Origin of the sequence: Terribacillus jepli (genome assembly GCF_047228925.1) — a bacterium.
Classification (GTDB): Bacteria; Bacillota; Bacilli; order Bacillales; family Amphibacillaceae; genus Terribacillus.
The window spans coordinates 25,520-50,738 of record NZ_JBFEGH010000025.1; the positions used below are offsets into that span (position 1 = coordinate 25,520).

Below are 25,219 nucleotides of genomic sequence, written 5' to 3' on the forward strand. Positions count from 1 at the left end.
TAAAAAATGACCTTGCGTCAGCTTCAATTAAAAAAATCCCCTTGAAATTGACGTAACGTCATTTTGTAAACTAAAAATAGAGGACAAAAGAGGCAGGAGGTTAAATAGTGAAGAGAGGAGATGCAGTCATTTATGGATGTGTCATTGTCGGAGCTGGTGTGGGACTGCTTATTGATCATGCATTTCCTGGTGTCTTGATTGGGTTGGGTATTGGTTATCTTCTTAAGCAGGCATTTGATGATGAAGAAAAGTAAGGAGGAAAGAGGATGCTGCATATTCACGATGTGAAGAAACTGACAGGCGTAACAGTACGAACACTCCGACACTACGATCAGCTTGATTTGCTGAAACCCGCGGCAAAAACGGAGGGCGGGCATCGTCTGTATGGAGAATCCGAGCTCAAAAAGCTTCAGCAAATACAGTTCCTGAAACAGATCGGTTTCTCACTGGGAGACATTAAGAGCATGCTGCAAGAGACGAATTGGGAATGGACTGATAGCATAAAAAAACAGCTAATTTATGTGGTTGAAGAACAGCAGCATCTGCATCAGACAGAGATACTGCTGCGGGAATTATTGAATAGCATTGCATTGGAAGGCCAAGACCATCTGGAAGCAATCCGGAAACTGATGCTGCTTTCGGACGGAGAGAAAACGATGCAGGACAGATACAAGGAAAAAGTGTTTGATCAGCAGCAAATGCAGTTATTGGATAGAGTGCCGCGAATGGCAGGATATGATTCGGATTCATTGGAATGGATTGGATTAATCGGACAGCTCAAAGCGTATATGGACAGAGGGTTATCTGATGATCGAGTGCAGCAGATCATCAGGCGGATGGATGAGAAACGCTTGGAACAGTTTGAAGGAGAAGATGTGTTTTTGGATAAACTGTGGGAAATCCGTCTATCGCCAGAAAACTCGGAGAAAATGGGGCTATACCCGATTGATCAGGAGTTGTTGCATTTTATGGAAGATGCCTACGTAGTATTTTTGCAGTCTAAGCAGAAGGAACAGGATTAACATGCAAATGGAACTACTTCTAATCGTAGGCGGATTAGCATTATTAGATATGATCAGCCCTGTCGCTTTAGGCGTTACATTTTATTGGATAACAGAAAAGCGTTCTGATGTCGTCAAAAAGCTGTTCATATACCTAGCTACCATAGCAGTATTATATTTTAGCTTAGGTCTATTGTTATTATTAGGACTCGACTTCTTATTGGATAAAGTTGTTGAACTTCTGCAAACAAAGGGTATAAGCTGGTTTTTATTTCTCTTTGGTGTAACATTGTTTGTCATCAGTTTCTATGTACCCAAAAAAATATCCACTCTGGATCCATCAAAGCGTGGGCGCAGGAACCATGCGATGCTATTAGGCATATTCACATTTCTATTAGAGGCCGGAACAGCCCTCCCATATATAGCGGCTACAGGGGTTATCGCTGCAGCCGATGGTACCTGGGGACAAAACCTTGCCCTTCTTGGAGGATATAATCTCCTCATGATTCTGCCTTGCGTAATGCTTTATATACTGTTTCATTTTGCAGGAGGATCTGTAAAAGAAAAGGCAGGGACCCTTGTGCAGAAACTAGAGCAATCCACAGGCTCAACTTTGTCGTGGATTCTTTGTCTGGCAGGTTTGGTTTTGGTTTATTATACAGTAGACTATCTTTGAGCTAACGCTGTCCAAGGCCTTACCCGGACAGCGTTGTACTTATTGGATTAACGGCAACTTAAGCGGCATCGCTCGTAACCTAAACTATTTTAAAGTCTTCTCCATATCCACCATGTTCCTGAAACCCAGATTTTCGTACATCCCTCTCGCACTGGAGCTGGACCATAATCTCGCCCGTACTGCCCCTTGGTCTTTTAGCCAGTTACATACTTCCTCTACTAAACGAGAAGACAATCCAAGTTTTCGATGCGCAGGTAGTGTATAGACTGCTATAACCCATCCAAAAATCGACTTCTCCTCACTCAATGGAAATGAATATTCTTCTCGAATCAGACCGCCAGCACAAGCTACTATTTCATTTTTCTCGTCTGTAGCAATCTTGAACATTATATTTCCCGCGTCGAATTCCTTCTCGAATATAGCTATGACTTCCAAGACTCTTTGTGAACCAGGCACAGGTATATCATCTACCTCCCCCATTTCACTCGCCATACGAAACCAGTAGTTCCCGATCAAAGGCAGTTCTTCTCGCTTTGCCAGTCGCGTTTCATACATCGTATTTCTCCACTCCTTCGAAAAAACCATGCATGGCTGCTAGTATTCCGTCATCTCCACACACTCTTATACTTCTTCTTATACTTGTCGTCCTCGACAGTCTCAATCAAATCCATCGCTGTTTGCTTGATTTCTTCCTCACCTAACTGGTCATACAGATGTTTCATATTCTGCAGGATATCAAAACGAATCAATGTATAATTCTTTTCATCTGCAGCATTTTTGAATCGATTGGCCATATATTTCATAACCAAGTCTTTTTGTTCTCCACCGCCAAGGCCTACTTTCCAAAATGATTGCAGGCTATGTCTGGCAGTAACGAACTTCTCATCTTTGGTCACTGCCCAGAGCCGCGGCAAATCTTCAAGCATTCTATTTTGCGGATCACTCTTTGCCAGATTAGCTAAATATTGAGCTGATCTGGAGCGCTGATGATTGTCTGTATCCGTCAAGCCGTCCAGCAAGTTGTCCCAAACTTCGTATGCCCAGTCTACTGGCTTTTCTGTTGCTTGGAGGATGTGTAGATATGCTTCATAGCTTTCTTGCTTGTCCTTGGATTTTGATTTTGCAAATGCCTCTCTCAATTCTCTATCCATGCTATCCCTCCATAACCCTGATTAAAAAATCTTCAATATCAAAAAGAAGACGGGTGGTACAAGCAACGCTGGCAGGAAATTCATAGTATTGAACTTCTTTATCCCCAGAATGCTCAATCCGGAAGCCATGATCAGCACGCCCCCCACGATGCTCACTTCATTCAGCAAATCGATATTGACTGTGCTTTCCAATGCTTTTGCCACCAGATAAATCGATCCCTGCCAAACAAAGAGAACACCAGCGGATATTGCTATTCCGAATCCAAAGGTGGAAGCCAGAACAAGTGAGGTGACGAAATCCAGCATACCATTCGCCATTAAATACGAATAATCTTTATGCAGTGCTGCTTCAACCGGTCCCAATATGGAAAGAGATCCGATACAGAACAAAAGGATGGCAGTGGATAGTCCCTCTGCCAAATTTGACTTGGAAAATTTCTTCACGAGATTGTTGAATCTTGCATCCAAATCCAGACTTTCTCCTATAATTGCTCCAATTGCCAAACTGACAATAAAGAGAACGGAATATTTACTAGCTGGCAAATGCTCCACGATTGCATTTGCCCCTAATGCCAAGGCTGCCAATCCCATAGCTTGCAGCAGGATGGTTTGATATTTATCCTTCATCCCCTTTTTGAATACAGTCCCTAATGTACTGCCTATGATGATCATTGCTACATTGAATAATGTCCCAAACATAAAAATTCCTCCAAACCCGCAGCCTCTGCCATCCCTTTCCTACACTGTCTCACGTTTTATCAGTGTAGCGTGGAATACTTTATCTTTTGATTCCTTCCCCAGTGCCTGCTTGAATAAATGCTCCCCCATCTCTTCAAGAGGTATATGCATGCTTGAAATACCCATCATTTGTGCCATCGGATGGTCATCGAACCCGATGATGGCTAGCTTTTCCGGTATGTGTATGCCAACTCTGCCGGCACAAGTCATCACGCCGGCAGCAACTTGATCATTCGTTATGATGAGCGCTGATGGCGGATCTTCCATTCGCTTGAGCTGGTTCACCATCGTTTCGCCATCCTCGAAATATAACATCTTATCAAACACATAATCCAGTCGGCAGGGCAGTTCCTTTGCTGTAAGGAAATCCCGGTAAGCAGCAGCGCGCTCCTTACTGCTCGTCCCATCAAGTCTGCTGACAGAATAGCCTATTTTCCGATGTCCTGTCTCATACAAATAGCGAAGCGCCTCTTGAAAAGCCTGATAATGATCTATATAAGCGGAAGAAAGCTTATCTCCATGCACTTTTTCGCATACAACTATTTGTCCATACAGTGTGTAAGATGTGATCAAATCCAAATCACAACTTCGCGAACAGATGATCAGCGCATCGATTTGCTTTTGGCGCAGCATCTGCAATGCTTCCTTTTCTCTCTTTTCTTGGTAATCTGTCTGAATCAATACGAGCTTGTAGTTATGCTTGAATGCCTGCTTTGCTATTCCTTTCAATAGCTGCGCAAAATAAGGGTGATCAGAAAAAGGCAGTACGACACCAACCAGCTGCGTTCTACCTGTTTTCAGATGAACCGCATTCACATTTTTCTCATACTTGGTTTGCTCGATTGCTTCCAGCACCAGTTTCCGTTTCTCCTCACTCACATAAGGATGATCATTGAGCACACGGGATACAGTTGTGACCGAAACGCCAGCCAATTTGGCCAAATCCTTAATCGTCGCCATACGCTCTCCTTTATTTCTGCAGCTTTATTCATGATAACAGTATAACGCTTCCCCGTTTCAAAAAAAACTTGACCTGATATCGTTTTCAGCAAGTAACCTATGAGTATAGGTACTGGACATCGGAGCGTAATCCGTTTTGGCGGAGCGTGACCTGGTACCGGTACTTAACAAAAAAGGCCACAACGGCCTTTTTTATGATTACATCAGGTCCCTTATGTAATCATATACATTCTTCACAATCAACACTGTCGTTACGACGATAAACAGAATCCGTACATATCCACTCCCGCGCTTGATGGCAAAACGTGAACCGACGATGGAACCAAAAATTCCTGATAACCCCATGATCAGCCCGATACTATAATGTACTTGCCCTAAGATCATAAAAAGAATCAGTGCAGAAATATTACTGCCGAAGTTCAACAACTTCGCATTACCGGCTGCATGCAAGAAATCATAACCGATGAATAGGAAGGCGAACATGAGGAATGATCCTGTCCCTGGTCCGAGAAATCCATCATAAAAACCAATAAGAGCCAGCACAGCTGCAAAGATAAGCAATCTTTTGGCCGTCAACCGCTTGTAGGTAGACACGCTGCCCCAATCTTTTTTTATGATGGTATAAATGGCCACGGCAATCAGCATGACCAGCATAAGCGGCTTGAACAGTGCTGGGTCGATGACATGAACGGTCCAGGCACCGAATAAAGAGCCAATGAAGGATAGCGGAAAGTACTTCATAACCGATTTCAACTCAAGATTACCTGACCGATAGAACATAAGCGTGCTTGTAAACGACCCCATCGTCCCGGCCAATTTATTCGTTGCCACTGCCGCTGCCGGATTCAAACCCGCAAACAGAAGCGCAGGGATAGTGATCAACCCTCCCCCTCCTACAACAGAATCAATGAATGCAGCAAGAAATCCGAATAGAATGATAATTAATATTGTGTCCAATTCCATGTGCATAAGTACTTCCTGCCCTTTCCTCTTATAAAATTTATTAACCTCCTTATCTTAACATATGGAAAATAGGTGCAAATAAACGATATCCGGAAACAGGCTCTGACCTCCAGTACATGCCAACTATCGATCTTTACATAAGGTAAAGTTTGTAAGACAAAATAAATACTCAGTAATGCATAGCTGCATTCCCTGGGACTTAACGCCACAAATTAATCATTTACTCTTAAAATGCATTGACATTGCGTTGATTTCATTCTACTATTTACCTAATTGATACTGATTATCATTATCAAAAAATGTAGATGATCCAATCCATTACAAAGAAAGCAGGTAAATTGAATGAAAAAAGCAGCAATCACATTAATTGGACTCTTTTTACTTATCCTGAGCGCATGCGGAACTTCAGAAAAATCCACAGCCGACGGCAGCGAAAAAGAGACAAAAGATACTTTTACATACGAATCTGAAACCGGTCCTGTTGAAGTTCCGTCTGATCCGCAAAGAGTCGTCGTCTTGGCCTCATATGCTGGTGATGTACTATCACTTGGTGTCAATATTGTCGGTGTCGATGAATGGGCCAAGAGCAGTCCTGTGCTTGCCGATAAATTACAGGACGCTGAAACTGTATCTGAAGATGATGTAGAAAAGATCCTTGAGCTGAAACCGGATCTAATCATTGCAGCCGATACTACCAAGAACCTGGACAAATTCAAAGAAATTGCACCTACTGTCACATATACGTATAACAAGGTCGATTACCTGACGCAGCATGTCGAAATTGGAAAACTGCTGAATAAAGGTGATGAAGCACAGCAATGGGTCGATGACTTCAAAGAACGTGCAAAGACTGCAGGTGATGACATCAAAGCCAAAATCGGTGAAGATGCCACTGTAACAGTAATGGAAAGCTATGATAAAGGAATGGGTGTGCTTGGCGACAGCTGGGGACGGGGCACGGAAATCCTTTACCAAGAGATGGGACTTGCCATGCCTGATAAAGTAAAGGAAATGACTGAAAAAGAAGGCTATACGATGATTTCCTCGGAAGTGCTGCCTGAGTATGTCGGTGACTATCTTGTCATAAGTGAGTACAGCGACCAAGATAATTCCTACCAAGACACAGAACTATTCAAAGAAATACCTGCTGTCAAAGAAGGTCATGTCCTGACTGCAGATGCGAATGCATTCCTGTTCAATGATGCATTGACTTTGGATTATCAGCTGGACTTCTTCAAAGAGCAGTTCCTGAAGTGAATGCCGCATAACAAGAAGGCTTAAAATGCAACAAGGAGCTTGATTTACCCAAGCTCCTTGTTATTATTTCTACTAAACCTTGATTCATATGATTTGCGTTTATTTACTACCAACAAACAGGTAATCAGGATGAGATTAACGACTGATACAATAATACTGCCTTCCATTTTATATAGGCCGCCTGATACTATTTGATTTCCTTGGAATGAACTATTTAAGAGATTTGGATAATCATTCGCCAATGACACACCGCCGATTATAATTGCTCCTATCGTATTCCATATAAAATGGGCAATTATCGGAGCTATGATTGTCCCTGTGTATTCTAATAGGATGGTAACAAATACACTCATCGATACAACATTCAACACTGGGATAATACCTGCTTCAAAAGCACCGCCGTGCATTGCAGTAAATAAAATAGTCGTAAAAACAGTCGCCGCTGCCACATTGTATTTTTGCTTCCATAACTGATATAAATAACCTCTCATCAACAATTCTTGCATGGCAGCATTCAACAGTGAAGCCAAAATCCAAATCCAGATAAAATCAATCTGGTTGTGACCTTGTATATTCATTGTTTTTGTAAGGATAAGGACAGCTGCCACACTCCCCAACCATAAGGCACCCGTTACAACGCCGATCAGCGAATTTTTAAAGAAGCTGGTTGTAATGGGGATCTTGATTTTTCCCTTTTCGATGATAAAAACAAAGAAGATAGAAAATAAAGCGACTACAGCAAAGGGAGAAAACTCCCACCATAATCTCAAGAATGCTGGCTCATTTGTTTGTATATCCGGCGTAAAAGAAATTAAAATTGCCCATCCTATAAAAAAGATGATTGTTTTCAAAATAGTAGTTAGTAACTTTTTCATTGCTCTGCCCTCTCTGATACGATCCTTTTGTATTAACGATTGATACAAGAACCCTACTCCATTAAAAATAGCCCACTAAAGTTTAGTGAACTACATATAAATTATATAATATTTTCCAGTGCATTCCTTATAGTATTTATCTATGACCAGGATTCTTACCAGCAGCTAATTTGTTATTAAGAAAGCCCAAATCATCTATTATGATCTGAGCCATGGATTTTCTGCTTTATCCTTGGAAAGTTCAACAGTCAGCCCCAGAAACTTATCGACTGCAGGAGAATGCCAGTTTTTTGACCTGACCATCATATAAGAATATATCGGCTTGAAACGCTCTGTATGCTTCAATTGCTTTAATGTGCCTTTTTCCAATTCCTTTTCCACCGTAATAAGCGGCAGTGCCGCAATCCCCAGCCCGCTGGCCACAACCTGCTTGATTGCTTCCAGGCTCCAGAGCTCCATCGTCTGGAATTTGGGAATATCATGCTTTATCAAATGCTCCTCGAACATCACCCGGTAGCTGCAGCCTTCCTCATTTGTTACAAAACAAATATCCGTACCCTTGTAATCGTCAAAATGGTCCTCCTGCTCCGGACTTGCCACCAACACAATTTCTTCATGATGCAATTTATGAAAAGCGTACTTATCTGTATCCAGCTCCGGCCACAGCATGAATGCCACATCCACGTTGCCATTCATCAGTTCTCTCTGATTATCACTGCATGTACCATTGCTTAGTTTGATTTTCACTTCCGGATAACGTGCGGAGTATGTTTTTAAGATAGGACCAAGTCTGGAGATGGTCAGGGATTCCGGGGCAGCGATTTTCAGCTCTCCGTTTACCTTGCTGTCATTCAGCTTTTCGATGCGATGATAAGAATCCAGTAATTCATCTACCATATTCACTAATTCACGGCCTAAGTCTGTCAGGTGCAGCTCTCTTTTTACATACGAGAATAACGGACCTCCCAGCTGCTGTTCCAAAGCTTGGATGTGGGCAGTGATGGTAGATTGCGTGTACCCAAGTTTATTAGCCGCATTGGTATAACTTCCAACGTCAACAATGGTGCGGAAAGTAATGAATTGCCTTATCTCCATAGTACTTCCACTCCTCCATCGAAAATATCAATATCGATCATCTATAATTTCAATTTTACCGATACCACATTTCATCTTACAATGGATTATGTCAATTGGCAATTACTTAAAGGAGTTGTATCATCATTGAGTCTGACAGCATTTTTTTCCTATATCATCATCACTAGCATAACTCCTGGTCCGAGTAATCTCCTTCTCATGAATGAATCACGGAAACATGGGTTAAAGGGGGCTTGGAGATTTAATTGCGGTATCATTGCAGGCTTTATTTTATTGGGAGTTATCGGAACAGTATTGACGAAGACGGTGTATGACTGGATTCCGGTCATGGAGCCTTCCTTTAAAGTTTTGGGAGCTGTATATTTACTTTTCATTGCCTACAAAATCATGTTTGATAAAAGTGTGAAAAAGGACGAAGCAATCGAGCGTCCCTCTTTCCTTTCTGGCTTCCTCTTTCAGCTGATAAATATCAAAAGCATCCTCTATTTTATTACGGCATTGGCGACATTCATATTACCTTATAAGAACTCCATTGGTTCTATCATTTTGTACGCTGCGGTAACCATTTTCATCGGCAGTTTGGGACTGCTCCTTTGGGCTGCTTTCGGCTCAGCATTCAAGAAGTTCTTCAATAGCTATACAAAGCCCATCAATGTTGTCATGTGCTTACTGCTTGTAGTTTCAGCTATCTCCATCCTATAAAGAACAAAAGAACACCTTGAAGCATTCTCTCCAAGGTGTTTTTCGCCAAAAAAAAGGAGTAGTGCTGGGAAGCCAGTAATCCCGGCTTCTCAGCACGCCCCTCATTTTTTGATCAGTAAGGATCCGTTTCATGGCTTTTCTTCACAGCTTCATCTGTTGCTTCGTTGGCTGCTATTGTACCTTGACCGGTGCCCTGACCATATTTGGATTTTCCTGATTCACGACCTGGAACTTGATTGTCCATTTTTGCTTCTTGCATTTCTTTCATTACTTTTTCGATGCCTTCCTTCACACGGCGGCCATATTCTTCATCGGCTTGTGTAAAGTGATGAACCATCGCATCCTGGATTCGTTTGTCACAAATCGAAAGCGCATCGGATAGGTTCTTGATCAATTCGTCACGCTCCCAATCTTCAAAGCTCCGGTATGTGTGACCAGCTTGGCCATAATTGTTAGGTCGATCAATTGGTGCAGTCATCGCTGCAGCATTATATGTCGGTTGATGCGGCTGACGATTTCCTTTACCTTCTTCCTTATATCCTCCGACCATGGATGGCTCATAGTTAATGGACGGATCTTCGCCGGACTCTTTCGGATCGCGAATATCCATTTGACCGCGGTGCTGATTCGTGCGCACAGGAACTTTGGGTGCGTTCACAGGCAATTTCAGATAGTTCGCGCCTACACGGTAGCGCTGTGTATCAGAATAAGAGAAAGTACGGCCTTGGAGCATTTTGTCATCGGAGAAGTCCATTCCATCCACAAGAACTCCTGTACCAAAGGCCGCTTGCTCAATTTCCGCGTGGTAATCAACCGGATTGCGATCAAGAACCATTTTCCCTACTGGGAGCCAAGGGAACTTATCCTCTGGCCATAGTTTCGTATCGTCGAGCGGATCAAAATCCAATTCCGGATGGTAATCGTCCTCCATGATCTGCACATAAAGTTCCCATTCCGGGTATTCTCCACGTTCAATTGCTTCATACAGATCCTGTGTTGCATGCCCGACGGTTTTCGCTTGAATGGTTCTTGCTTCATCTGTTGTTAAATTACGAATACCTTGTTTCGGCTCCCAGTGATACTTAACCAATACAGCCTCGCCTTTTTCATTGACCCATTTATACGTGTTTACACCAGAACCTTGCATATGGCGATATGTGGCTGGAATACCCCATGGGGAGAACAGGAAGGTAATCATATGAGTTGCTTCAGGTGAACGGGAAACAAAGTCAAACATCCGTGCAGGATTTGGGACATTTGAAGCTGGATCTGCTTTGAACGCATGAATCATATCAGGGAACTTCATAGCATCACGGATAAAGAAAATCTTGAGATTGTTCCCGACCAGATCCCAGTTTCCATCTTCTGTATACATTTTCACAGCAAAGCCCCGTGGGTCTCGATCGGTTTCAGGTGAATCCTTCGACCCCGCCACGGTAGAAAAGCGAACCATTAATGGTGTTTTTTTACCGGCACCGGAAAATACTTTTGCGCGTGTATACTTTTCTACCGGTTCATCCCCTACTTTTCCGTAAGTTTCGAAATAGCCAAATGCTCCCGCTCCTCGCGCATGTACTACACGCTCTGGTACTTCCTCCCGGTCAAAGTGGGAAATTTTTTCAATGAAGTGGTAATTTTCAAGTGTTGCTGGACCACGATCACCTATTGTACGGATATTTTGGTTATCCATGACAGGGTGCCCTTGGCGCGTTGTCAGGGTTTCACGTTTTACGTCTTGTTCATTTGAGGAATTCGTATCTTTGTTCTCTGCCAAAATAAAAACCTCCTTAAAATAATTCAGTCTTATCTTTCCTGAGAAATATCATTTCAAACCACAATAAGTATCATTTATGATAACTAATATTAACTGATATTAATTATCATAAAATTACCTCTAGTTTAAATTATGAGACAATACTATGCAAATAATTCACTTACAACAGAATCTTTCCCCATTAGAATCAAACTTAAGCGTTAGTTGATGGATTATTTTTTCCTTTTCCCATTCTCTCCTGGTGGTTTTCGCTGCCATCCATGATCAGTTGTGTGTTGCGGTGTTTGAAGGGCGATTTCCAAACCAAAAATAACACCTGGAGGTCATCGATGCCCCAGGTGTTACTTTTATCAATCCCTCTACCAGTCAGCCAGTAGAAACTCCTTTTGCTTTCTGCACCTGCTGCTTTTCCGTTTTGTACCGCATGATGAAAGATATCGGAACCATGATCAGCATCAAGATACCGGAAATGACAAACGCCTCATTGATCGTTTGCAGACTCGCCTGCTGGGCAGCTTCCCCTGCTGCCGTCAGATGCGCTCGCCGAACCTCGAAATAGATGCTGAAAAACACGATTCCGAATGCTGAAAATATTTGCCGCAAGACATTATTCATAGCAGATCCTTGCGAGACAAGGTGCTCTGGAATATCATTCATCCCCGCTGTCGTGGCAGGCATATTGCTTAAACCCAAACCAGCGCCCCTGATCATATTGATGACAAGAATCAGCCAGAAAGGAGTCGATAAACTCAAGTTCCCGATCAGGAATGTCGATATCGCCAAAATCAAAAGACCGGGCGGGACGACCCAGCGCGGTCCCTTCTTATCCAAAAGCCGGCCGCCCAATGACATCATGGCGCCGCTAAGCAATGCTGCCGGGAGAAAGAGCAGGCCAGTCTGGATTTCACTCAGGCCATAGACATTTTGAATCAATAATGGCAGCAGGAAAATTCCTGAGAATAGCCCTATGGAAGCTGTCGCGGTCACCGCGATCGAAACCGCATAGGTTGGATTACGGAATACCGACAACTCCAATAATGGCTGTTCCTTACGTCGTTCATAATAAACAAAAACTGCTATTGCTGATATACCTGCAATGATAAGTGCCAGATTAGAAGCCGATAACAGCACATCCAGTGTCTGCCCGCGACCCAGCGCATACAGAACCAAACCGATTCCTAACGTAATAAATACAAAGCCGCCTTTGTCGAATCGGCGATGTGGGTCTGCTGCTGTCGATTTCAGATAACGGCTGGCAAGCACTAAACCAAGGAGACCGAACGGTAGATTAAAGGCAAACAGGAAAGGCCATGGCAAGTAAGCAATCAGCACACCGCCGATTGTCGGACCAACCGCAGGTGCCACCATCGCAGCTACACCATAAACCCCAACAGCAAGCCCGCGTTCTTGCTTCGGGAAGGCTTGGAAAATAAGTGCCATCGAAATTGGCATCATCAATCCGCCGCCGATTCCTTGGATGAAGCGTGCCGCGATGACCAGTGGCAGACTGCCGGACAAAATCCCAAAGACAGAGCCCACCAGGAATACGACAAGACCCAGCAGGTAAATGGACTTCTTACCGAATCGATCTCCCAGATAACCTGTGACGGGCATGGTCATACCCATTGCAACCATGAAAATCGTCAGGATCCAGCCGACACTGACAGCATTGGCATCGAAGGTTGAAATAAGCGATGGCAACGCCGGATTAAGCATACTATTATTCAAAATGACAGTGAATGTCCCGAATAGGACAGCAACGACGACCAACCATTTAGACTCTAGTTTACTCACATGCATGCTCCCAACTGCTCTCACGCTTTGCTCCAGTTGGCAACGCTTCCTATTTTACGACCAAAACTGGGCAATTCGCTCTTTTAATCACTTCTGTACTCACACTTCCCACTACAAGCTTCTGGAAACCATTCAAGCCACGCGTACCAATGACGACCAAGTCGAACGCATCATTATTCGCCTTATTGGCAATCATTTTTCCGGCATCGCCCCGTTCTATCGTACGAGTATAAGGGATACTCGCATTCCGGAGCTTCTCTTCATTCGGCTGGATGCGCAGCTCCCCATCACGATGTACATCATCAGGCTTCACCTGCTGCAGAACGATTTCACTATTCCTTACCTCTTGCAATGCATTGACTACTTCAAGTTGTACTAGATGATTGCTCTCCTGGCAGATTTTTATTACTTCTTCAGTCGCCCGGATCGAGTTCTCGGAGCCATCGACAGCCAATAGTATCTTTTGGTACATAATAGCGCCTCCTCAACCATGATAGTAGCCATTTCCCCTAAAATGACCCGCACAAACGGAAAGGCAAAAAAACTTCGTCACCCGAAACTTTTTTCTGTATAAAATTAACAATAACATTAAATAGCCTTTTGGAAAAGTATGAGATAATGGAGAAAAAATCGGAGGATTATACATGCTTGCCAAACCCATCAGTTTCATTATTATTTTCCTTTTGATCACCGGGCTGGTTGTCTGGATACTTGCTTCCTTTAATCAAGAGGCAATCATGGATGATAAGATAGGTCGGATCGAGGTATACGATGCCAATGCGGCAGAACCATCGGTCACAATCACTGACAAGAATCAGGTGAAGGATATATTGGAATGCATCAATGAATGCGAACGTAAGAAAATGCACGAAACAGCTTCCTATGCAGGTTTTGATGCTACACTTATTCTTTATGGGAATGAAAACGAATATGAAGTCGGCATATGGCAGGGAGGCGGTGCGGTCAGCTTCGTATATGGTGAAATGATCATTATCAGCAACCTCGAATCATTTCCCTTATAAGACGAAAAACCCGCCATCAAAGGACGGATTTTCCAATACTCATGAAACCAAACGACGTACCTCTTGTACTTTTTGTTTGTTCTTGCAAAGTCACGATGTTTTACTTCTTCTATGCTCTGTTTCTTTACTCCATTTGAAGACTTTGTTTAAATATTTGTAAATATTCTTGCTTTCCTTCGCCATGAGTGGACCCAGTATAGCCAGAATAAGAACATAGAGAGCAGTAAAGGGAGTTAAAATGGGACTTAATCCTGCCGTGATACCAAGGTTAGCGACTATAATGGAGAATTCCCCTCTGGCCATGATAGTCAATCCGATACTACTGGATGCTTTATGGGAGAGACCGGCATTCCTTCCGGCAATCATACCCGCAACAAAATTGGCTATGATAGTCAGCAAAGCTGCTCCCAATGCCAGCCAAATTGCATCTGCCAATGTGGATGGATCGATAGTCAATCCAAAACTGAAGAAGAAAATAGCTCCAAAGAAGTCTCGAAATGGAACAACCAAATGTTCGATGCGATCCCTATGTTTTGTTTCTGAAAAGACCAGCCCCAGCAATAGAGCACCTATTGCTTCTGCAACATGAAGCGTCTCGGAAAATCCAGCCACAAAAAATAGAATAGCAAATATGACAATGATGAAAATCTCATCGGATTTAATATTCAACCATTTGTTCAATAATGGAGCGCCTTTTCTTGCAATAATAAAAAATAGCAACATGTAGCCGATCGAAATGAGTACTGAAGTGAGGATGCCGAGGAAAGAAGTAGATCCTGCAAGGAGGACACCTGACATTGTGGTTAAAAATAAAGCTAGAAAAATATCGTCAAACAATATAATACCAAGGATAAGCTCGGTTTCCGGGTTCGCTGTTCTTCTTAAATCAACCAGAACCTTGGCCACAATTGCACTGGAAGACACGCTCACAAGTCCTGCGATGATAAGTGTCTCCGCCCAAGGCATGCCTGCAAGAAATCCATATAGCAAACCAAGGACAAAGTTGATGGCTACATAGACACTGCCGCCGACGACGATGTTCCGTCCGGATTTAACTAGTTTTCCTACAGAAAATTCAAGACCTAGGTAGAAAAGTAAAAACAGGACGCCGATCCTTCCTAAAAATTGGATGATCTCATTACTCTCAATAAAGGTCAAATCTATAATGCCGAATGTAGGGGCGTGAGGGCCGACAACCATTCCTAGTACGATAAGGAAGGGAATGATTGAAAATTTGAGTTTATTTGCAATAATAGCTCCAAGCGCTACAAGGACAAGTGCAGTTCCGACTTCAAACACTAAATGATCCATCAATTATTCTCCCCTTTCATGCTGATAGTAGTTTTTTGATTAACTCCTTTATTTGCTGTCTTTCCCCTGATACAACCAAGGTGTCACCAGCTTCAAGAACTGTGTCCGGACCAGGATTATTTGACTTGTTCGTTTTCTTTTTCTTGATTGCGATGACATTTACTCCAAAATTATTTCGAATGTCAATCTCGCCGATCATTTTATTGACAGCTGGCGCATTCCTTTCTATTTGAAACCATTCGATTATGATATCGTCAAAGGCAAAGTCCATCGTTTCCAAAGCTTTAGGCTTATACACCATTCCACCTAAAATACCTGCAATCTGTCTGGCTTCCGCGTCGTTAAAGGTTGCGCAGCTCATAACCTCTTCATGATCATCCGCATCAAAATGATAGATTTCCCTGCGGCCGTCATCATGGACGACAATAACCAGTTTATCCTGGTTTTTTGTGACAATTTCCACCTTATACCCGATGCCAGGGAGTTCACTTTCTCGAATATTCATTATTAATCCTCCTTTAAACAATTGTTAACAATGGATGAAGGTCAGGTCCTTTCAAAGGTTTACATCAATTTCTGTCCTGAATTTTTCACCTTTAGGAATCCCAAGATATTTAAGTGTTTCAGAAGGTGTCGCATGATTAAAATGTTTCTGCAGCAAAGATATGGCCACTCCGCGTTTAAAAGCATGATAACCAAAAGTTTTCCTTAAGGAATTTGTGCCTATTTTCCCTTCGATGCCTACAGCTTCGGCAGCATGATGAATGATACGGTATGCTTGTTGTCGGCTAATTGGCTTTTGGGTTTTAGCTGATTTGATCAAATAATCACTGCTTTTTAATTGCTCACTCCGGATATAATGCAAAAGATCCTGTCTTAACTTGGGGTTGAGATAAATTTCTTTAGGGTTTTCAGATTCTTCATGAGGGAGCAAAAAGAAATCCTTGATGGAACCCTCTCTTTCCAAAACATCCTCCACTTTAATATCCAATATTTCTTTGAGCTTCAAGCCGGTATTTATACCGAAAACAAAGAGAAGATAATCCCGTTCTGAATGTTCCTTTAAATATCTTTTCATAGAATTAATTTGCTCGATGCTTCTTAGGGCTTCTACACATTCCATTAGCCATTCTCCTTGATCCATGTTACTTAATACTATTATAGCATAGTATTGAGTAACTATGAAGATTAAGGGCTTACCTTAGAACAATGCACCAGCAAGGGATGCCCCCTTTTTCTTCACCGACTGGATCACCCATTTGGAGAACCTGAATTTATTGCGCTCTCTCTTAATGAAACAAAAATGAGCCGACAGTACTGTCGGCTCATTTTTCCCTAGAAACTTACTATTTATACTGGATTGCAATTCAACACAAAGCATCGTTATCTTTAGGAGGGACACAAAATGCGCGTACCTCTAATCCATTATTTGCATTCGCTCATTAAACTTCGTCGGATAAGATAAGAAACCAAGCATGATGCTCGTCACAATGGCAGTTGTCAGCAAAAGAAATAGAATGAGCAGCTGGAACATGACGGCCTGGAGCGGATCTGCTCCGGCAATGATTTGTCCGCTCATCATACCAGGCAGCTGGACAAGGCCAATCGTTTTTTGGCTTTCGATAGTGGGGATGGTGCTCGCCTTGATGGACGCTAGCAATGATCGCTGAATCGCTTGTTTCGGTGTACCGCCCAAAGAAAGGATGAGCTCCATCTCCTCTCTTCTGGCTTCCACTTCCGCAGTGAATCGATTCAGGAACAAAATACCCAGTACCATGGAGTTTCCTATTACCATCCCGCTCAACGGGATGATGTACTGTGCTGTCGGCGGTGTGATTCCAAGCCCCAATAAAATCCCTTGAGTCAGTATTTCAATTACAATGAACGTAAGCACAAGCTTCCATGTGATGCCTTTGATGGATGCCCCTTTCTTTCTGGCATTTTGCGTTGCTGCCCCAATCATCAGCGCCACCATCAAGATGATATAAATGATATTTGCTGCGTCGAAGATGAACTGCAATACATATCCGACTGCAAACAGCTGGATGATGGAACGAATGGTGGCAATTAGTGTGTCTTTTTCCAGACCAAGTCGCAGCGTCTTGGATAGGATAAGCGGAATAAGGACAAATATCAAAGTGAGCAGCAAAGCGATTAAGCTCATACTTCTTCCTCCATAACAAAACGTCTGACAGCAGCATTCGACGTAGAATCAAGTAATGCAATTGGACCCGCTTCCGCAATTCCACCGTTCATCATGACCCAAACCTCATCAGCAACCGACTTTGCCTGCTCCAAATTATGTGTTATCCAAATGATCGTTGTGCCATGCTTTCGATTGATTTGGTTGATTAGCTTCTCAATATCCTGCTTGGAAACCCGATCCAAAGATGACGTGATTTCATCCAGCAGCAGAATCTCGGGTTGGTTCAGCAATGTTCTGGCAATGGAGACTTTTTGCTTCTGTCCGCCTGATAAATCTCTGCTGTTTTGATTCAATATATTTGTTTCCAAACCTACTAACTGTATAATCTGTTCTGCTTTATCATCCGATAGCTCCTTGCCAGCTAGCTGAAGCGGCAAATGCAAATTATCCCGAACAGTACCTTCCATCATGATTGCCTGCTGGAGGACGATTCCGACATGGCGGCGCAAGCTTACCGGATCATACGTTATGATTTCCTTCCCATCGATCAGGATGTTTCCGCCTGTTGGTGACAGTAACCCATTACACAGCCGAAAAAGCGTTGTTTTTCCCGCACCTGATGGACCGATGACTGCTGTGATCTTCCCCTTTGTGAACATACCGGTTATACCTTGGATGATTTGTGCCTTATCCGTTTCATATGTAACTTCCTTTAGCGAAATTGCTGCTTGCACCATGTCTCCACTTCCCTTTCTCCTCTATTTCCTAGTGTCTCTTCCCGACTGAATTTCAGCCATGTTTAAAACATCATTCTTACTTACTCACTACATTCCTTTATGTAAGAAAAAAACACCTCTAGATAAGAGGTGCTGGAATTAATAATGCTTCAGAAAATAAACTAATGACTGCAATTCGATTGCCAGATCGATATGGTGCACCCGAATATTGCTAGGCACGGCAATACGCGCTGGGGTGAAATTCAGGATGCCAGCAATTCCGCACTCGACAAGGCGGTCAGTGATTGCTTGGGCAGCATGCGCTGGCACCGTCAGGATTGCCGCACTTACATTGCCGATATATTTCTCCAAATCATCGATATGATAGACAGGTACGCCGCCAATATTATGATCCACTTTCCCTGGGTCGGTATCGAATGCCATCTCGATTTTTGTATTGTTATTTTTCGTGAAGTTATAATGCAAGAATGCCGTTCCAAGATTACCGACACCGATAAGTGCCACTTTCGTGATCTCGTCTTGGTCCAGTGTCTTCCGGAAGAAGTTCAGCAAGTACTCTACATTATAGCCATAGCCCTTTTTGCCAAGTGCTCCGAAATAAGAAAAGTCACGACGGATTGTAGCTGAGTCGACTTTCACCGATTCACTGAGTTCCTTCGAGGATACTCTCGTTTTGCCTTGCAGATGCAGGCTGTTGAGGAATCGATAATAAAGGGGCAGCCGCTTTGCCGTAGCTTTTGGTATTTTATTTTGATCCATATACATGCTCATTTATCCTCCTAAAGCCTGCAGTTTCCAAAAGCGAACTTCGTGCAGCCATGCAGCTGGTCAAAAAGGCCTCTCGGACTAGAACAGTATGGTTCTGTTACCTTTTCTCAAATATGGCCAGCTCTACTCCGACTAGACGGAATAATGGGTTGCAGACAGGTTCCCTTCCGGCATCTGTAAGGAGTTGCAGATGCTGGCTGCGGCTTCATCCTTGAATTGTTACGATATGATACTTTCACAAAGTACGATTATAGTTAACACCTTATTCTAACAGATATGAATAGGAAAGTCTTGTACAGATTCACAAAGAAAATGAGGGTGGGGTACCTTATCTCCATTTTAACAAATTCATTTACGATGTCCATCCGAATAAAAGCATAAAAGCGCGGGAATTCGGCGCTTGCTACTATTTTGTCACATAGGATACACTGATAGTATGAGGTGAACAAGATGATTTTATTGCAAGCGAACAATATTACAAAACTATTTGGCGCAGACGTCATTTTATCAAATATAAAACTGGAAGTACAAACACAGGATCGCTTGGCCATCGTCGGACGCAACGGTGCTGGTAAATCGACTTTGCTGAAGATCCTGGCAGGAGAATTGAGCTATGACGAGGGTAATGTATTTCTGTCGAAGGATGCCACACTAGGATATTTGGAACAGCACACAGGCTTAGAGTCGGAAAAGAGCATCTTGGAGGAAATGAAGACCGTCTTCGCCGATCTCATCCAGCAAGAAGATGAATTGCGCCGTCTGGAAGCAAAAATGGGCGATCCCGATCTCATTTCTGACGAATCGGCTTACCAGCAGCTTTTAACAAATTATGATACAAAACAGCAGGCTTTCCGTTTGAATGGAGGCTATCAATATGAAGCAGATATCCATTCTGTATTGAACGGACTTAATTTCGGGGACAAAGACTTATCCACTCCTGTCGGTTCATTGAGCGGCGGGCAGAAGACTCGGCTTGCCTTGGGGAAACTGCTGCTGCAAAAACCGGACGTACTGATACTGGATGAGCCGACCAACCACCTGGACATATCTACACTGGACTGGCTGGAAGGTTACTTGAGCAGCTACCAGGGGGCTGTCGTAGTCGTATCGCATGACCGCTATTTTCTCGACAAAACAGTCAATACCGTCATTGAAATAGCTCATAATCACTCTGTTCGTTACAAAGGAAATTACAGCAGTTATCTGGAACAAAAAGCTGCCAATTTTGAACGCGAGATGAAGCAATACGAGAAGCAGCAAGCAGAAATCAAAAAGATGGAAGAATTCGTCCAAAAGAATATTGCCCGTGCCACAACGACAAAACGGGCACAAAGCAGACGCAAGCAGCTTGAAAAAATGGAACGGATCGACCGCCCGCTGCATGATGCATCGTCTGCAAGACTCTCATTCGATATCGATCGACGCAGTGGAAATGATGTATTGAAAGTGAGCGACTTGTCCTATCAATATCCTGCGAGCACTACCCCAGTCTTTGAGCATGTCAGCTTCCATATGAATCGTCAGGACCGCATCGCCCTTACTGGTCCAAACGGAACCGGAAAAACAACATTGCTTAAGACGATCATCGGAAAGCTGCCAGCCAATTCTGGACAAGTAGAGCTGGGTACTGGCGTCAGCATCGGTTATTACGACCAGGAGCAAACGGAACTGCACTCCTCAAAAAGCGTTCTTGCCGAACTTTGGGATGATTATCCGCTAATGGATGAGAAAGATATCCGAACGATCCTCGGTAATTTCCTGTTCACTGGTGATGACGTACTGAAGGTAGTCAACACATTGAGCGGCGGCGAAAAGGCTCGACTTGCGCTAGCGAAGCTAATGATGCAAAAATCGAACCTCTTGATCATGGATGAGCCTACCAACCATTTGGATTTAGATAGCAAGGAAGTATTGGAGAGTGCATTGGCCGACTACCCGGGCACGATCCTATTTGTCTCTCATGACCGTTACTTCATGAATAAGGTTGCCACACAGGTGCTTGAAATGGCTGATAAACAAATTAAATCCTATTTGGGGAACTATGATTATTTTCTGGAGAAGAAACAGGAGCAGCAGGAAATTGCAGAATTGGAGGCTCTTGCTGCAGAAACGAAACAGAAAGCTGTCAGACAGGAGAATAAATCCACTTATCATCAAGATAAGGTACTGAAGCGAGAAATCCGAAAACGGGAAAGACGCATTGCCGAACTGGAAGAGAAGATCGCCGAGCTGGAGACAGAAATCGAAAGCAATGAAACATTGCTCACAGATCCGGATATCTTTCAGGATTATCAGAAAGCACAGGAGATAACCGAGAAGAATGAGCAGCTGCAGGCAACATTACTGGAAGTGATGGAAGAATGGGAAACACTCAGTGAAGAACAGGAAAGTTATACACAGGACTGAATGGGGTTACATTGTTGATATAATGGGATATGCACAATTTTATGCACATTATCCACAATATTCACATCGATTTCGGTCTGATTTATCCACTTCTATACCAGGTACTAATAGCGGGTTTTAAGAAGTTATACACAATCAACTACTTATATTGTGAATAAAAAAGCATCGTTTTCAACCAAGAAAACGATGCTTTTTATTATAACGGCATAGAAGCCCGTGCATTCATTGACATATCGGCAAATTTCTCTTGCTGATAAAGGATGGAAGCAGCAGCACCAATCATTGCTGCATTATCTGTACATAAAGCCAACGGCGGAATAAGCAGATCTGCCTGCTTGTCCGCAAATGCTTCTTCAAGTGAGGCACGCAGTCCTCTATTTGCAGCAACACCACCGGCAACGATGATTTGCTTCGCACCGAATTCTTCTGCCGCACGAATTGTTTTGCCTACCAGCACATCCACGACGCTTGCTTGGAAGCTCGCCGCTACATCGGCCGGCGGCAGCGTTTCTCCTTTTTGCTTGGCATTATGCAGCGTATTGATCACTGCTGATTTCAAACCCGAAAAACTGAAGTCGTAGCTCCCGGGCTCCAGCCATGCTCTAGGGAAATCAATCGACTGTTCACCTTCAGCGGCCAGCTTATCAATCCGTGGACCACCGGGATAAGGAAGCTGCAATGTCCTGGCTACTTTGTCGTATGCCTCTCCAGCTGCATCATCCCGTGTTTCTCCGATAACCTCGAAACTACCGTGCTCTCTCATGAGGACAAGCTCTGTATGACCGCCGGAAACGACTAAAGCAAGCAAAGGAAATGCAAACTCCTGCTCCAGGCGATTGGCATAAATGTGACCAGCAATGTGATGAACACCGATCAAAGGCTTACCAAGGGAAAAAGCCAGCGCTTTGGCAGCATTCACCCCGACAAGCAATGCACCGATAAGACCAGGTCCCTGTGTCACAGCAATAGCGTCCAAATCCTCTTTTTGAATGCCAGCTTGCTGAATTGCCTCTTCTATGACGAGCGTAATCTGTTCCACATGATGCCTGGATGCTATTTCCGGTACTACACCGCCAAAACGCTTATGACTTTCGATCTGGGAAGCAACAACATTGGATCTGATCACCCGGCCTCCTTCAATAACGGCAGCTGCTGTTTCGTCACAGCTTGTTTCAATTGCTAAGATAAGTTCTGATGTTTTCATAAATTCACCCACATTACAATCGCATCTTCTTGATTGTCTGTATAATAGTTTTTCCGTATACCACCCGGCACCAACCCGAATTTTCGATATAAATGCTGTGCTGTGAGATTGGACACACGTACTTCAAGAGATAAACGGTAAGCACCTGCAAAGATTGCCTGTTCCACGACATGCGCAAATAGCTTCTCACCCAGTTTTTGTCCCCTGTATTCTGGCAGAATGGCGATGTTCGTTATCTGTGCCTCATCGATGACAAGCCACATTCCGCAATAACCTGCAATCACACCATCGCTTTCGATGACAAAATAGTTTGCAAAGGTATTCTCCGTGATTTCACGTTCAAAAATATCAATGGACCATGGTACAGTAAATGATGCGGTCTCGATTGCATAAACAGCCGACACATCGGCTAATCGCATCGGACGGACTTTTACTTGCGCACTCACTTGTGCTGCTCCTGCTGCTTCAGCCAATTTGATTCCGCCTCCGTCATACGAACATAGTTCGGTACGATTTGATGTATATCATCCGTTTTCCTCACAGCACCGATTTGGGCTAGTACGGAAGGACGCGCATAATGCACAGCTCCTTCCGGAATAACTGCTTGCTCACCTAGCATTTCGGTGATCATACTGCGGTACATCTCGATATCCGGGCTTAGGAATAGAATTTTTTCCTCTCTTGTTCGCAGTTGTTCAAGCCAATCCGAGAAAAGAGGATTAACTGCTTCTTCCACCTGCTCGAATGATCCATTATTGCTGGCGTAAAGGGCTGTATACACCTGCCCCCTGCGCGCATCAAAGAAAGGACAGACATACCCTGAGAATAATTCTCCTTGATGAGCAAGCCCCTCAAGACTGGAAACACCAATGACCTCGATGCCAAGAGCCCATGCCATTGTCTTGGCAGTTGCCATACTTATTCTTACCCCTGTGTAGGAGCCTGGCCCCTGCCCTACAACAATCCGATCCAAATCGGCTGGTGCCGTCTTTGTTTCCTTCATCAATTGTTCGATTGCCGGCAGCAATCGAACAGAATGATCTCTGTGACCATGCATGACATGTTCACCTAAAGTTACACCATCCTTCACAATCGCTACTCCCAGCAGCTGATTGGATGTGTCCATGGCTAATATATTCATTCCATTAACTCCTCACAAAGCTTTTCATAACGTTCACCGATGGGCTTGAGCATAATCGTTCTTCCTTCTCCATCATGCTTAAGCGTAAGCTCCAAACGCTCCTTCGGCAAGTAATCTTCTATGAATTGTGCCCATTCCACAATGGAAACACCTTCACCTGAAAAATACTCTTCGAAACCAATATCTTCATCACTGTCCTCCAGCCGATATACATCCATATGATATAACGGCAGACGTCCTTCATATTCTTTAATGATGGTGAAGGTGGGACTGTTGATCGTCCGTTTCACACCTAGACCAGCACCAATCGCTTTTGTCAGTGTCGTCTTACCTGCACCAAGATCGCCTTCCATCGTAATGATATCTCCTGGCTGCAGCAGTTCAGCAAGCTGCCTACCAAACGAATTGGTTTCTTCTATTGTATGCATCGTCTTCATTAAATGGGTCATTACCATCACCTGACTCGCTTTCATTCTTTGTTCATCTATTTATCATAGCAAAGTATAACCTAAAAGCAAAAGCACCAGAAACAAAAAGGCTTTCGTGAATTTTTGGAGAATAGTTATACTATCAGCTAATAAAGGAGCATGCATATGGAAGCATTGGAGCAAATGTACAGCTATAGCTGGAATGGTGAAATAAAATCCTATCTGGATCAAGCGGATCTGCATAGATACCAACACATATGGATTGGTCGTTTCGGCGGAAGCATTGCGCACGGCGCTTATAAGAACGAGAATGCTTGCCTCATCTTTACAGGAACCGACTGGGAACTTGCAGTCATCATGGGAGCAGAGCATACAGTGGAAAGTGCTGCCTTCATCGCGGACTCACTTATCCTTAGACAGAGGAAAATCATCGAAACACTAGATGAAGATGTTTCCAGTGCAATCAAAAAAATCGACAGCTTTCTCATGAGTATGTTCAACAGTGTGCGTTTCCGTTCAACGGCAGCCAAGGTGAATGGTAATAGCTCTTGTTTGATTACCGTACGAAAAGCAGGCTACTTATATTGGCTTTCCATCGGTGAGAATGCGCTTTTTCATTTATCATCTATTTCGGATCATTCCAGCTCCATCCAGCTGAATCAACAGTCTCGCTCCAGTCGAATCGGAGCTGATAATACCTTTGATCAGAAGGTACCTGCTTATAACATGGGCATAATACCTCTGGCAATCGGAAGCAATCACATCTTATTGTCTACAATAGGGCTGCAATGCTTCCCTGTTTCTCCATATAAAAACGCATCCAGTTTGCAACGTGCTTTCAACAAGAGCGAAAGCATGCCGCATTTCGTCCAGTCATTGCTAAGTAATGCGCAAGCTGCCGGTGCAGCGGAAAGCATAACACTGATTGGCTGGGAAATACACATATAAAAAAAGCTTTAGGAGTAATCCTAAAGCTTTTGAATGATCTTATGTATGGCGGTCCGGACGGGACTCGAACCCGCGACCTCCTGCGTGACAGGCAGGCATTCTAACCAACTGAACTACCGGAC

28 protein-coding genes are annotated in these 25,219 nt (G+C 43.5%); 8 read left to right on the forward strand and 20 right to left on the reverse strand.

Annotated elements, in window-relative coordinates:
- Positions 1 to 107 precede the first annotated feature (107 nt).
- The 3 genes from AB1K91_RS19415 to AB1K91_RS19425 are packed head-to-tail and all read left to right on the forward strand — an operon-like array spanning position 108 to position 1,677.
- The gene (locus AB1K91_RS19415) at positions 108 to 254 is read left to right on the forward strand and encodes a hypothetical protein (RefSeq protein ID WP_413092290.1); all 147 of its coding nucleotides are present in this window, start codon (positions 108 to 110) and stop codon (positions 252 to 254) included.
- Positions 255 to 266: 12 nt separating this feature from the next.
- A complete protein-coding gene (locus AB1K91_RS19420; RefSeq protein WP_413092292.1) occupies positions 267 to 1,022 on the forward strand; it encodes a MerR family transcriptional regulator in 756 nt (251 codons plus the stop codon).
- A gap of 1 nt (position 1,023) precedes the next feature.
- Positions 1,024 to 1,677 (forward strand): GAP family protein, encoded by a 654-nt coding sequence (locus AB1K91_RS19425; protein ID WP_413092293.1) that lies wholly within the window; start codon positions 1,024 to 1,026, stop codon positions 1,675 to 1,677.
- 84 nt (positions 1,678 to 1,761) lie between these two features.
- Here the strand turns inward: AB1K91_RS19425 and AB1K91_RS19430 are convergent, their stop codons facing one another.
- From AB1K91_RS19430 to AB1K91_RS19450, 5 genes are all read right to left on the reverse strand, one after another.
- The gene (locus tag AB1K91_RS19430; RefSeq protein WP_413092295.1) at positions 1,762 to 2,232 is read right to left on the reverse strand and encodes a GNAT family N-acetyltransferase; all 471 of its coding nucleotides are present in this window, start codon (positions 2,230 to 2,232) and stop codon (positions 1,762 to 1,764) included.
- A 50-nt stretch (positions 2,233 to 2,282) separates the two neighbouring features.
- Positions 2,283 to 2,828 (reverse strand): hypothetical protein, encoded by a 546-nt coding sequence (locus AB1K91_RS19435; protein ID WP_413092297.1) that lies wholly within the window; start codon positions 2,826 to 2,828, stop codon positions 2,283 to 2,285.
- A 21-nt stretch (positions 2,829 to 2,849) separates the two neighbouring features.
- A complete protein-coding gene (locus AB1K91_RS19440; protein WP_413092299.1) occupies positions 2,850 to 3,527 on the reverse strand; it encodes a DUF554 domain-containing protein in 678 nt (225 codons plus the stop codon).
- Between the two features lie 39 nt (positions 3,528 to 3,566).
- A complete protein-coding gene (locus AB1K91_RS19445) occupies positions 3,567 to 4,526 on the reverse strand; it encodes a LacI family DNA-binding transcriptional regulator (protein ID WP_413092301.1) in 960 nt (319 codons plus the stop codon).
- Positions 4,527 to 4,724: 198 nt separating this feature from the next.
- Positions 4,725 to 5,495, reverse strand: coding sequence for a TSUP family transporter (locus AB1K91_RS19450; RefSeq protein ID WP_413092302.1), 771 nt, complete (start codon positions 5,493 to 5,495; stop codon positions 4,725 to 4,727).
- A 336-nt stretch (positions 5,496 to 5,831) separates the two neighbouring features.
- Here AB1K91_RS19450 and AB1K91_RS19455 point away from each other — a divergent pair, with 336 nt between their 5' ends.
- Entirely contained in the window at positions 5,832 to 6,746 is a 915-nt protein-coding gene (locus tag AB1K91_RS19455; RefSeq protein ID WP_413092304.1) for an iron-hydroxamate ABC transporter substrate-binding protein, read from the forward strand.
- A 44-nt stretch (positions 6,747 to 6,790) separates the two neighbouring features.
- On the opposite strand, the gene AB1K91_RS19460 is transcribed toward AB1K91_RS19455, so the two are convergent.
- Together AB1K91_RS19460 and AB1K91_RS19465 are read right to left on the reverse strand one after the other, a co-directional pair.
- A complete protein-coding gene (locus AB1K91_RS19460; protein ID WP_413092306.1) occupies positions 6,791 to 7,621 on the reverse strand; it encodes a CPBP family intramembrane glutamic endopeptidase in 831 nt (276 codons plus the stop codon).
- A 198-nt stretch (positions 7,622 to 7,819) separates the two neighbouring features.
- Positions 7,820 to 8,716, reverse strand: a complete 897-nt coding sequence (locus AB1K91_RS19465) for a LysR family transcriptional regulator (protein ID WP_413092308.1) — start codon at positions 8,714 to 8,716, stop codon at positions 7,820 to 7,822.
- Between the two features lie 126 nt (positions 8,717 to 8,842).
- Here AB1K91_RS19465 and AB1K91_RS19470 point away from each other — a divergent pair, with 126 nt between their 5' ends.
- Positions 8,843 to 9,418: a LysE family translocator gene (locus tag AB1K91_RS19470; protein ID WP_413092310.1), complete on the forward strand. Its 576-nt coding sequence runs from the start codon at positions 8,843 to 8,845 to the stop codon at positions 9,416 to 9,418.
- Positions 9,419 to 9,530: 112 nt separating this feature from the next.
- Here the strand turns inward: AB1K91_RS19470 and AB1K91_RS19475 are convergent, their stop codons facing one another.
- From AB1K91_RS19475 to AB1K91_RS19485, 3 genes are all read right to left on the reverse strand, one after another.
- On the reverse strand, positions 9,531 to 11,192 hold the full coding sequence (locus AB1K91_RS19475; RefSeq protein WP_413092311.1) for a catalase: 1,662 nt from the start codon (positions 11,190 to 11,192) through the stop codon (positions 9,531 to 9,533).
- 366 nt (positions 11,193 to 11,558) lie between these two features.
- Positions 11,559 to 12,992, reverse strand: a complete 1,434-nt coding sequence (locus tag AB1K91_RS19480; RefSeq protein ID WP_413092333.1) for an MDR family MFS transporter — start codon at positions 12,990 to 12,992, stop codon at positions 11,559 to 11,561.
- Between the two features lie 43 nt (positions 12,993 to 13,035).
- On the reverse strand, positions 13,036 to 13,458 hold the full coding sequence (locus AB1K91_RS19485) for a universal stress protein (RefSeq protein ID WP_413092312.1): 423 nt from the start codon (positions 13,456 to 13,458) through the stop codon (positions 13,036 to 13,038).
- Positions 13,459 to 13,630: 172 nt separating this feature from the next.
- Between AB1K91_RS19485 and AB1K91_RS19490 the strand changes: the two genes are divergently transcribed.
- On the forward strand, positions 13,631 to 14,008 hold the full coding sequence (locus AB1K91_RS19490) for a hypothetical protein (RefSeq protein ID WP_413092314.1): 378 nt from the start codon (positions 13,631 to 13,633) through the stop codon (positions 14,006 to 14,008).
- 90 nt (positions 14,009 to 14,098) lie between these two features.
- Here the strand turns inward: AB1K91_RS19490 and AB1K91_RS19495 are convergent, their stop codons facing one another.
- From AB1K91_RS19495 to AB1K91_RS19520, 6 genes are all read right to left on the reverse strand, one after another.
- Positions 14,099 to 15,319, reverse strand: a complete 1,221-nt coding sequence (locus AB1K91_RS19495) for a cation:proton antiporter (protein ID WP_413092316.1) — start codon at positions 15,317 to 15,319, stop codon at positions 14,099 to 14,101.
- Positions 15,320 to 15,335: 16 nt separating this feature from the next.
- Complete coding sequence (locus tag AB1K91_RS19500) at positions 15,336 to 15,824, reverse strand: cation:proton antiporter regulatory subunit (protein WP_413092317.1); 489 nt, start codon at positions 15,822 to 15,824, stop codon at positions 15,336 to 15,338.
- 51 nt (positions 15,825 to 15,875) lie between these two features.
- Positions 15,876 to 16,442, reverse strand: coding sequence for a tyrosine-type recombinase/integrase (locus AB1K91_RS19505; RefSeq protein WP_413092319.1), 567 nt, complete (start codon positions 16,440 to 16,442; stop codon positions 15,876 to 15,878).
- 294 nt (positions 16,443 to 16,736) lie between these two features.
- The gene (locus AB1K91_RS19510) at positions 16,737 to 17,483 is read right to left on the reverse strand and encodes an ABC transporter permease (protein WP_413092321.1); all 747 of its coding nucleotides are present in this window, start codon (positions 17,481 to 17,483) and stop codon (positions 16,737 to 16,739) included.
- Positions 17,480 to 18,202 (reverse strand): ABC transporter ATP-binding protein, encoded by a 723-nt coding sequence (locus tag AB1K91_RS19515; RefSeq protein WP_413092322.1) that lies wholly within the window; start codon positions 18,200 to 18,202, stop codon positions 17,480 to 17,482. Before AB1K91_RS19515 ends, AB1K91_RS19510 begins: the two co-directional genes overlap by 4 nt.
- A gap of 138 nt (positions 18,203 to 18,340) precedes the next feature.
- A complete protein-coding gene (locus AB1K91_RS19520) occupies positions 18,341 to 18,967 on the reverse strand; it encodes a redox-sensing transcriptional repressor Rex (protein WP_093727117.1) in 627 nt (208 codons plus the stop codon).
- Positions 18,968 to 19,420: 453 nt separating this feature from the next.
- Here AB1K91_RS19520 and abc-f point away from each other — a divergent pair, with 453 nt between their 5' ends.
- Positions 19,421 to 21,376, forward strand: a complete 1,956-nt coding sequence (gene abc-f / locus AB1K91_RS19525) for a ribosomal protection-like ABC-F family protein (protein WP_413092324.1) — start codon at positions 19,421 to 19,423, stop codon at positions 21,374 to 21,376.
- Positions 21,377 to 21,572: 196 nt separating this feature from the next.
- On the opposite strand, the gene tsaD is transcribed toward abc-f, so the two are convergent.
- From tsaD to tsaE, 4 genes are read right to left on the reverse strand one after another with little or no spacing between them, the layout of a single operon-like run.
- Positions 21,573 to 22,580 carry a tRNA (adenosine(37)-N6)-threonylcarbamoyltransferase complex transferase subunit TsaD gene (tsaD, locus tag AB1K91_RS19530; protein ID WP_413092325.1) on the reverse strand — a complete coding sequence of 336 codons (1,008 nt, stop codon included), beginning with the start codon at positions 22,578 to 22,580 and terminating at the stop codon, positions 21,573 to 21,575.
- Entirely contained in the window at positions 22,577 to 23,026 is a 450-nt protein-coding gene (gene rimI / locus AB1K91_RS19535; protein WP_413092335.1) for a ribosomal protein S18-alanine N-acetyltransferase, read from the reverse strand. Before rimI ends, tsaD begins: the two co-directional genes overlap by 4 nt.
- Positions 23,023 to 23,721, reverse strand: coding sequence for a tRNA (adenosine(37)-N6)-threonylcarbamoyltransferase complex dimerization subunit type 1 TsaB (tsaB, locus tag AB1K91_RS19540; protein WP_413092326.1), 699 nt, complete (start codon positions 23,719 to 23,721; stop codon positions 23,023 to 23,025). Before tsaB ends, rimI begins: the two co-directional genes overlap by 4 nt.
- Complete coding sequence (gene tsaE, locus AB1K91_RS19545; RefSeq protein WP_413092337.1) at positions 23,718 to 24,170, reverse strand: tRNA (adenosine(37)-N6)-threonylcarbamoyltransferase complex ATPase subunit type 1 TsaE; 453 nt, start codon at positions 24,168 to 24,170, stop codon at positions 23,718 to 23,720. Before tsaE ends, tsaB begins: the two co-directional genes overlap by 4 nt.
- A 144-nt stretch (positions 24,171 to 24,314) precedes the next feature.
- On the opposite strand from tsaE, the gene AB1K91_RS19550 reads away from it, so the two are divergent.
- A complete protein-coding gene (locus tag AB1K91_RS19550; protein WP_413092327.1) occupies positions 24,315 to 25,097 on the forward strand; it encodes a hypothetical protein in 783 nt (260 codons plus the stop codon).
- Positions 25,098 to 25,219: the final 122 nt, after the last annotated feature.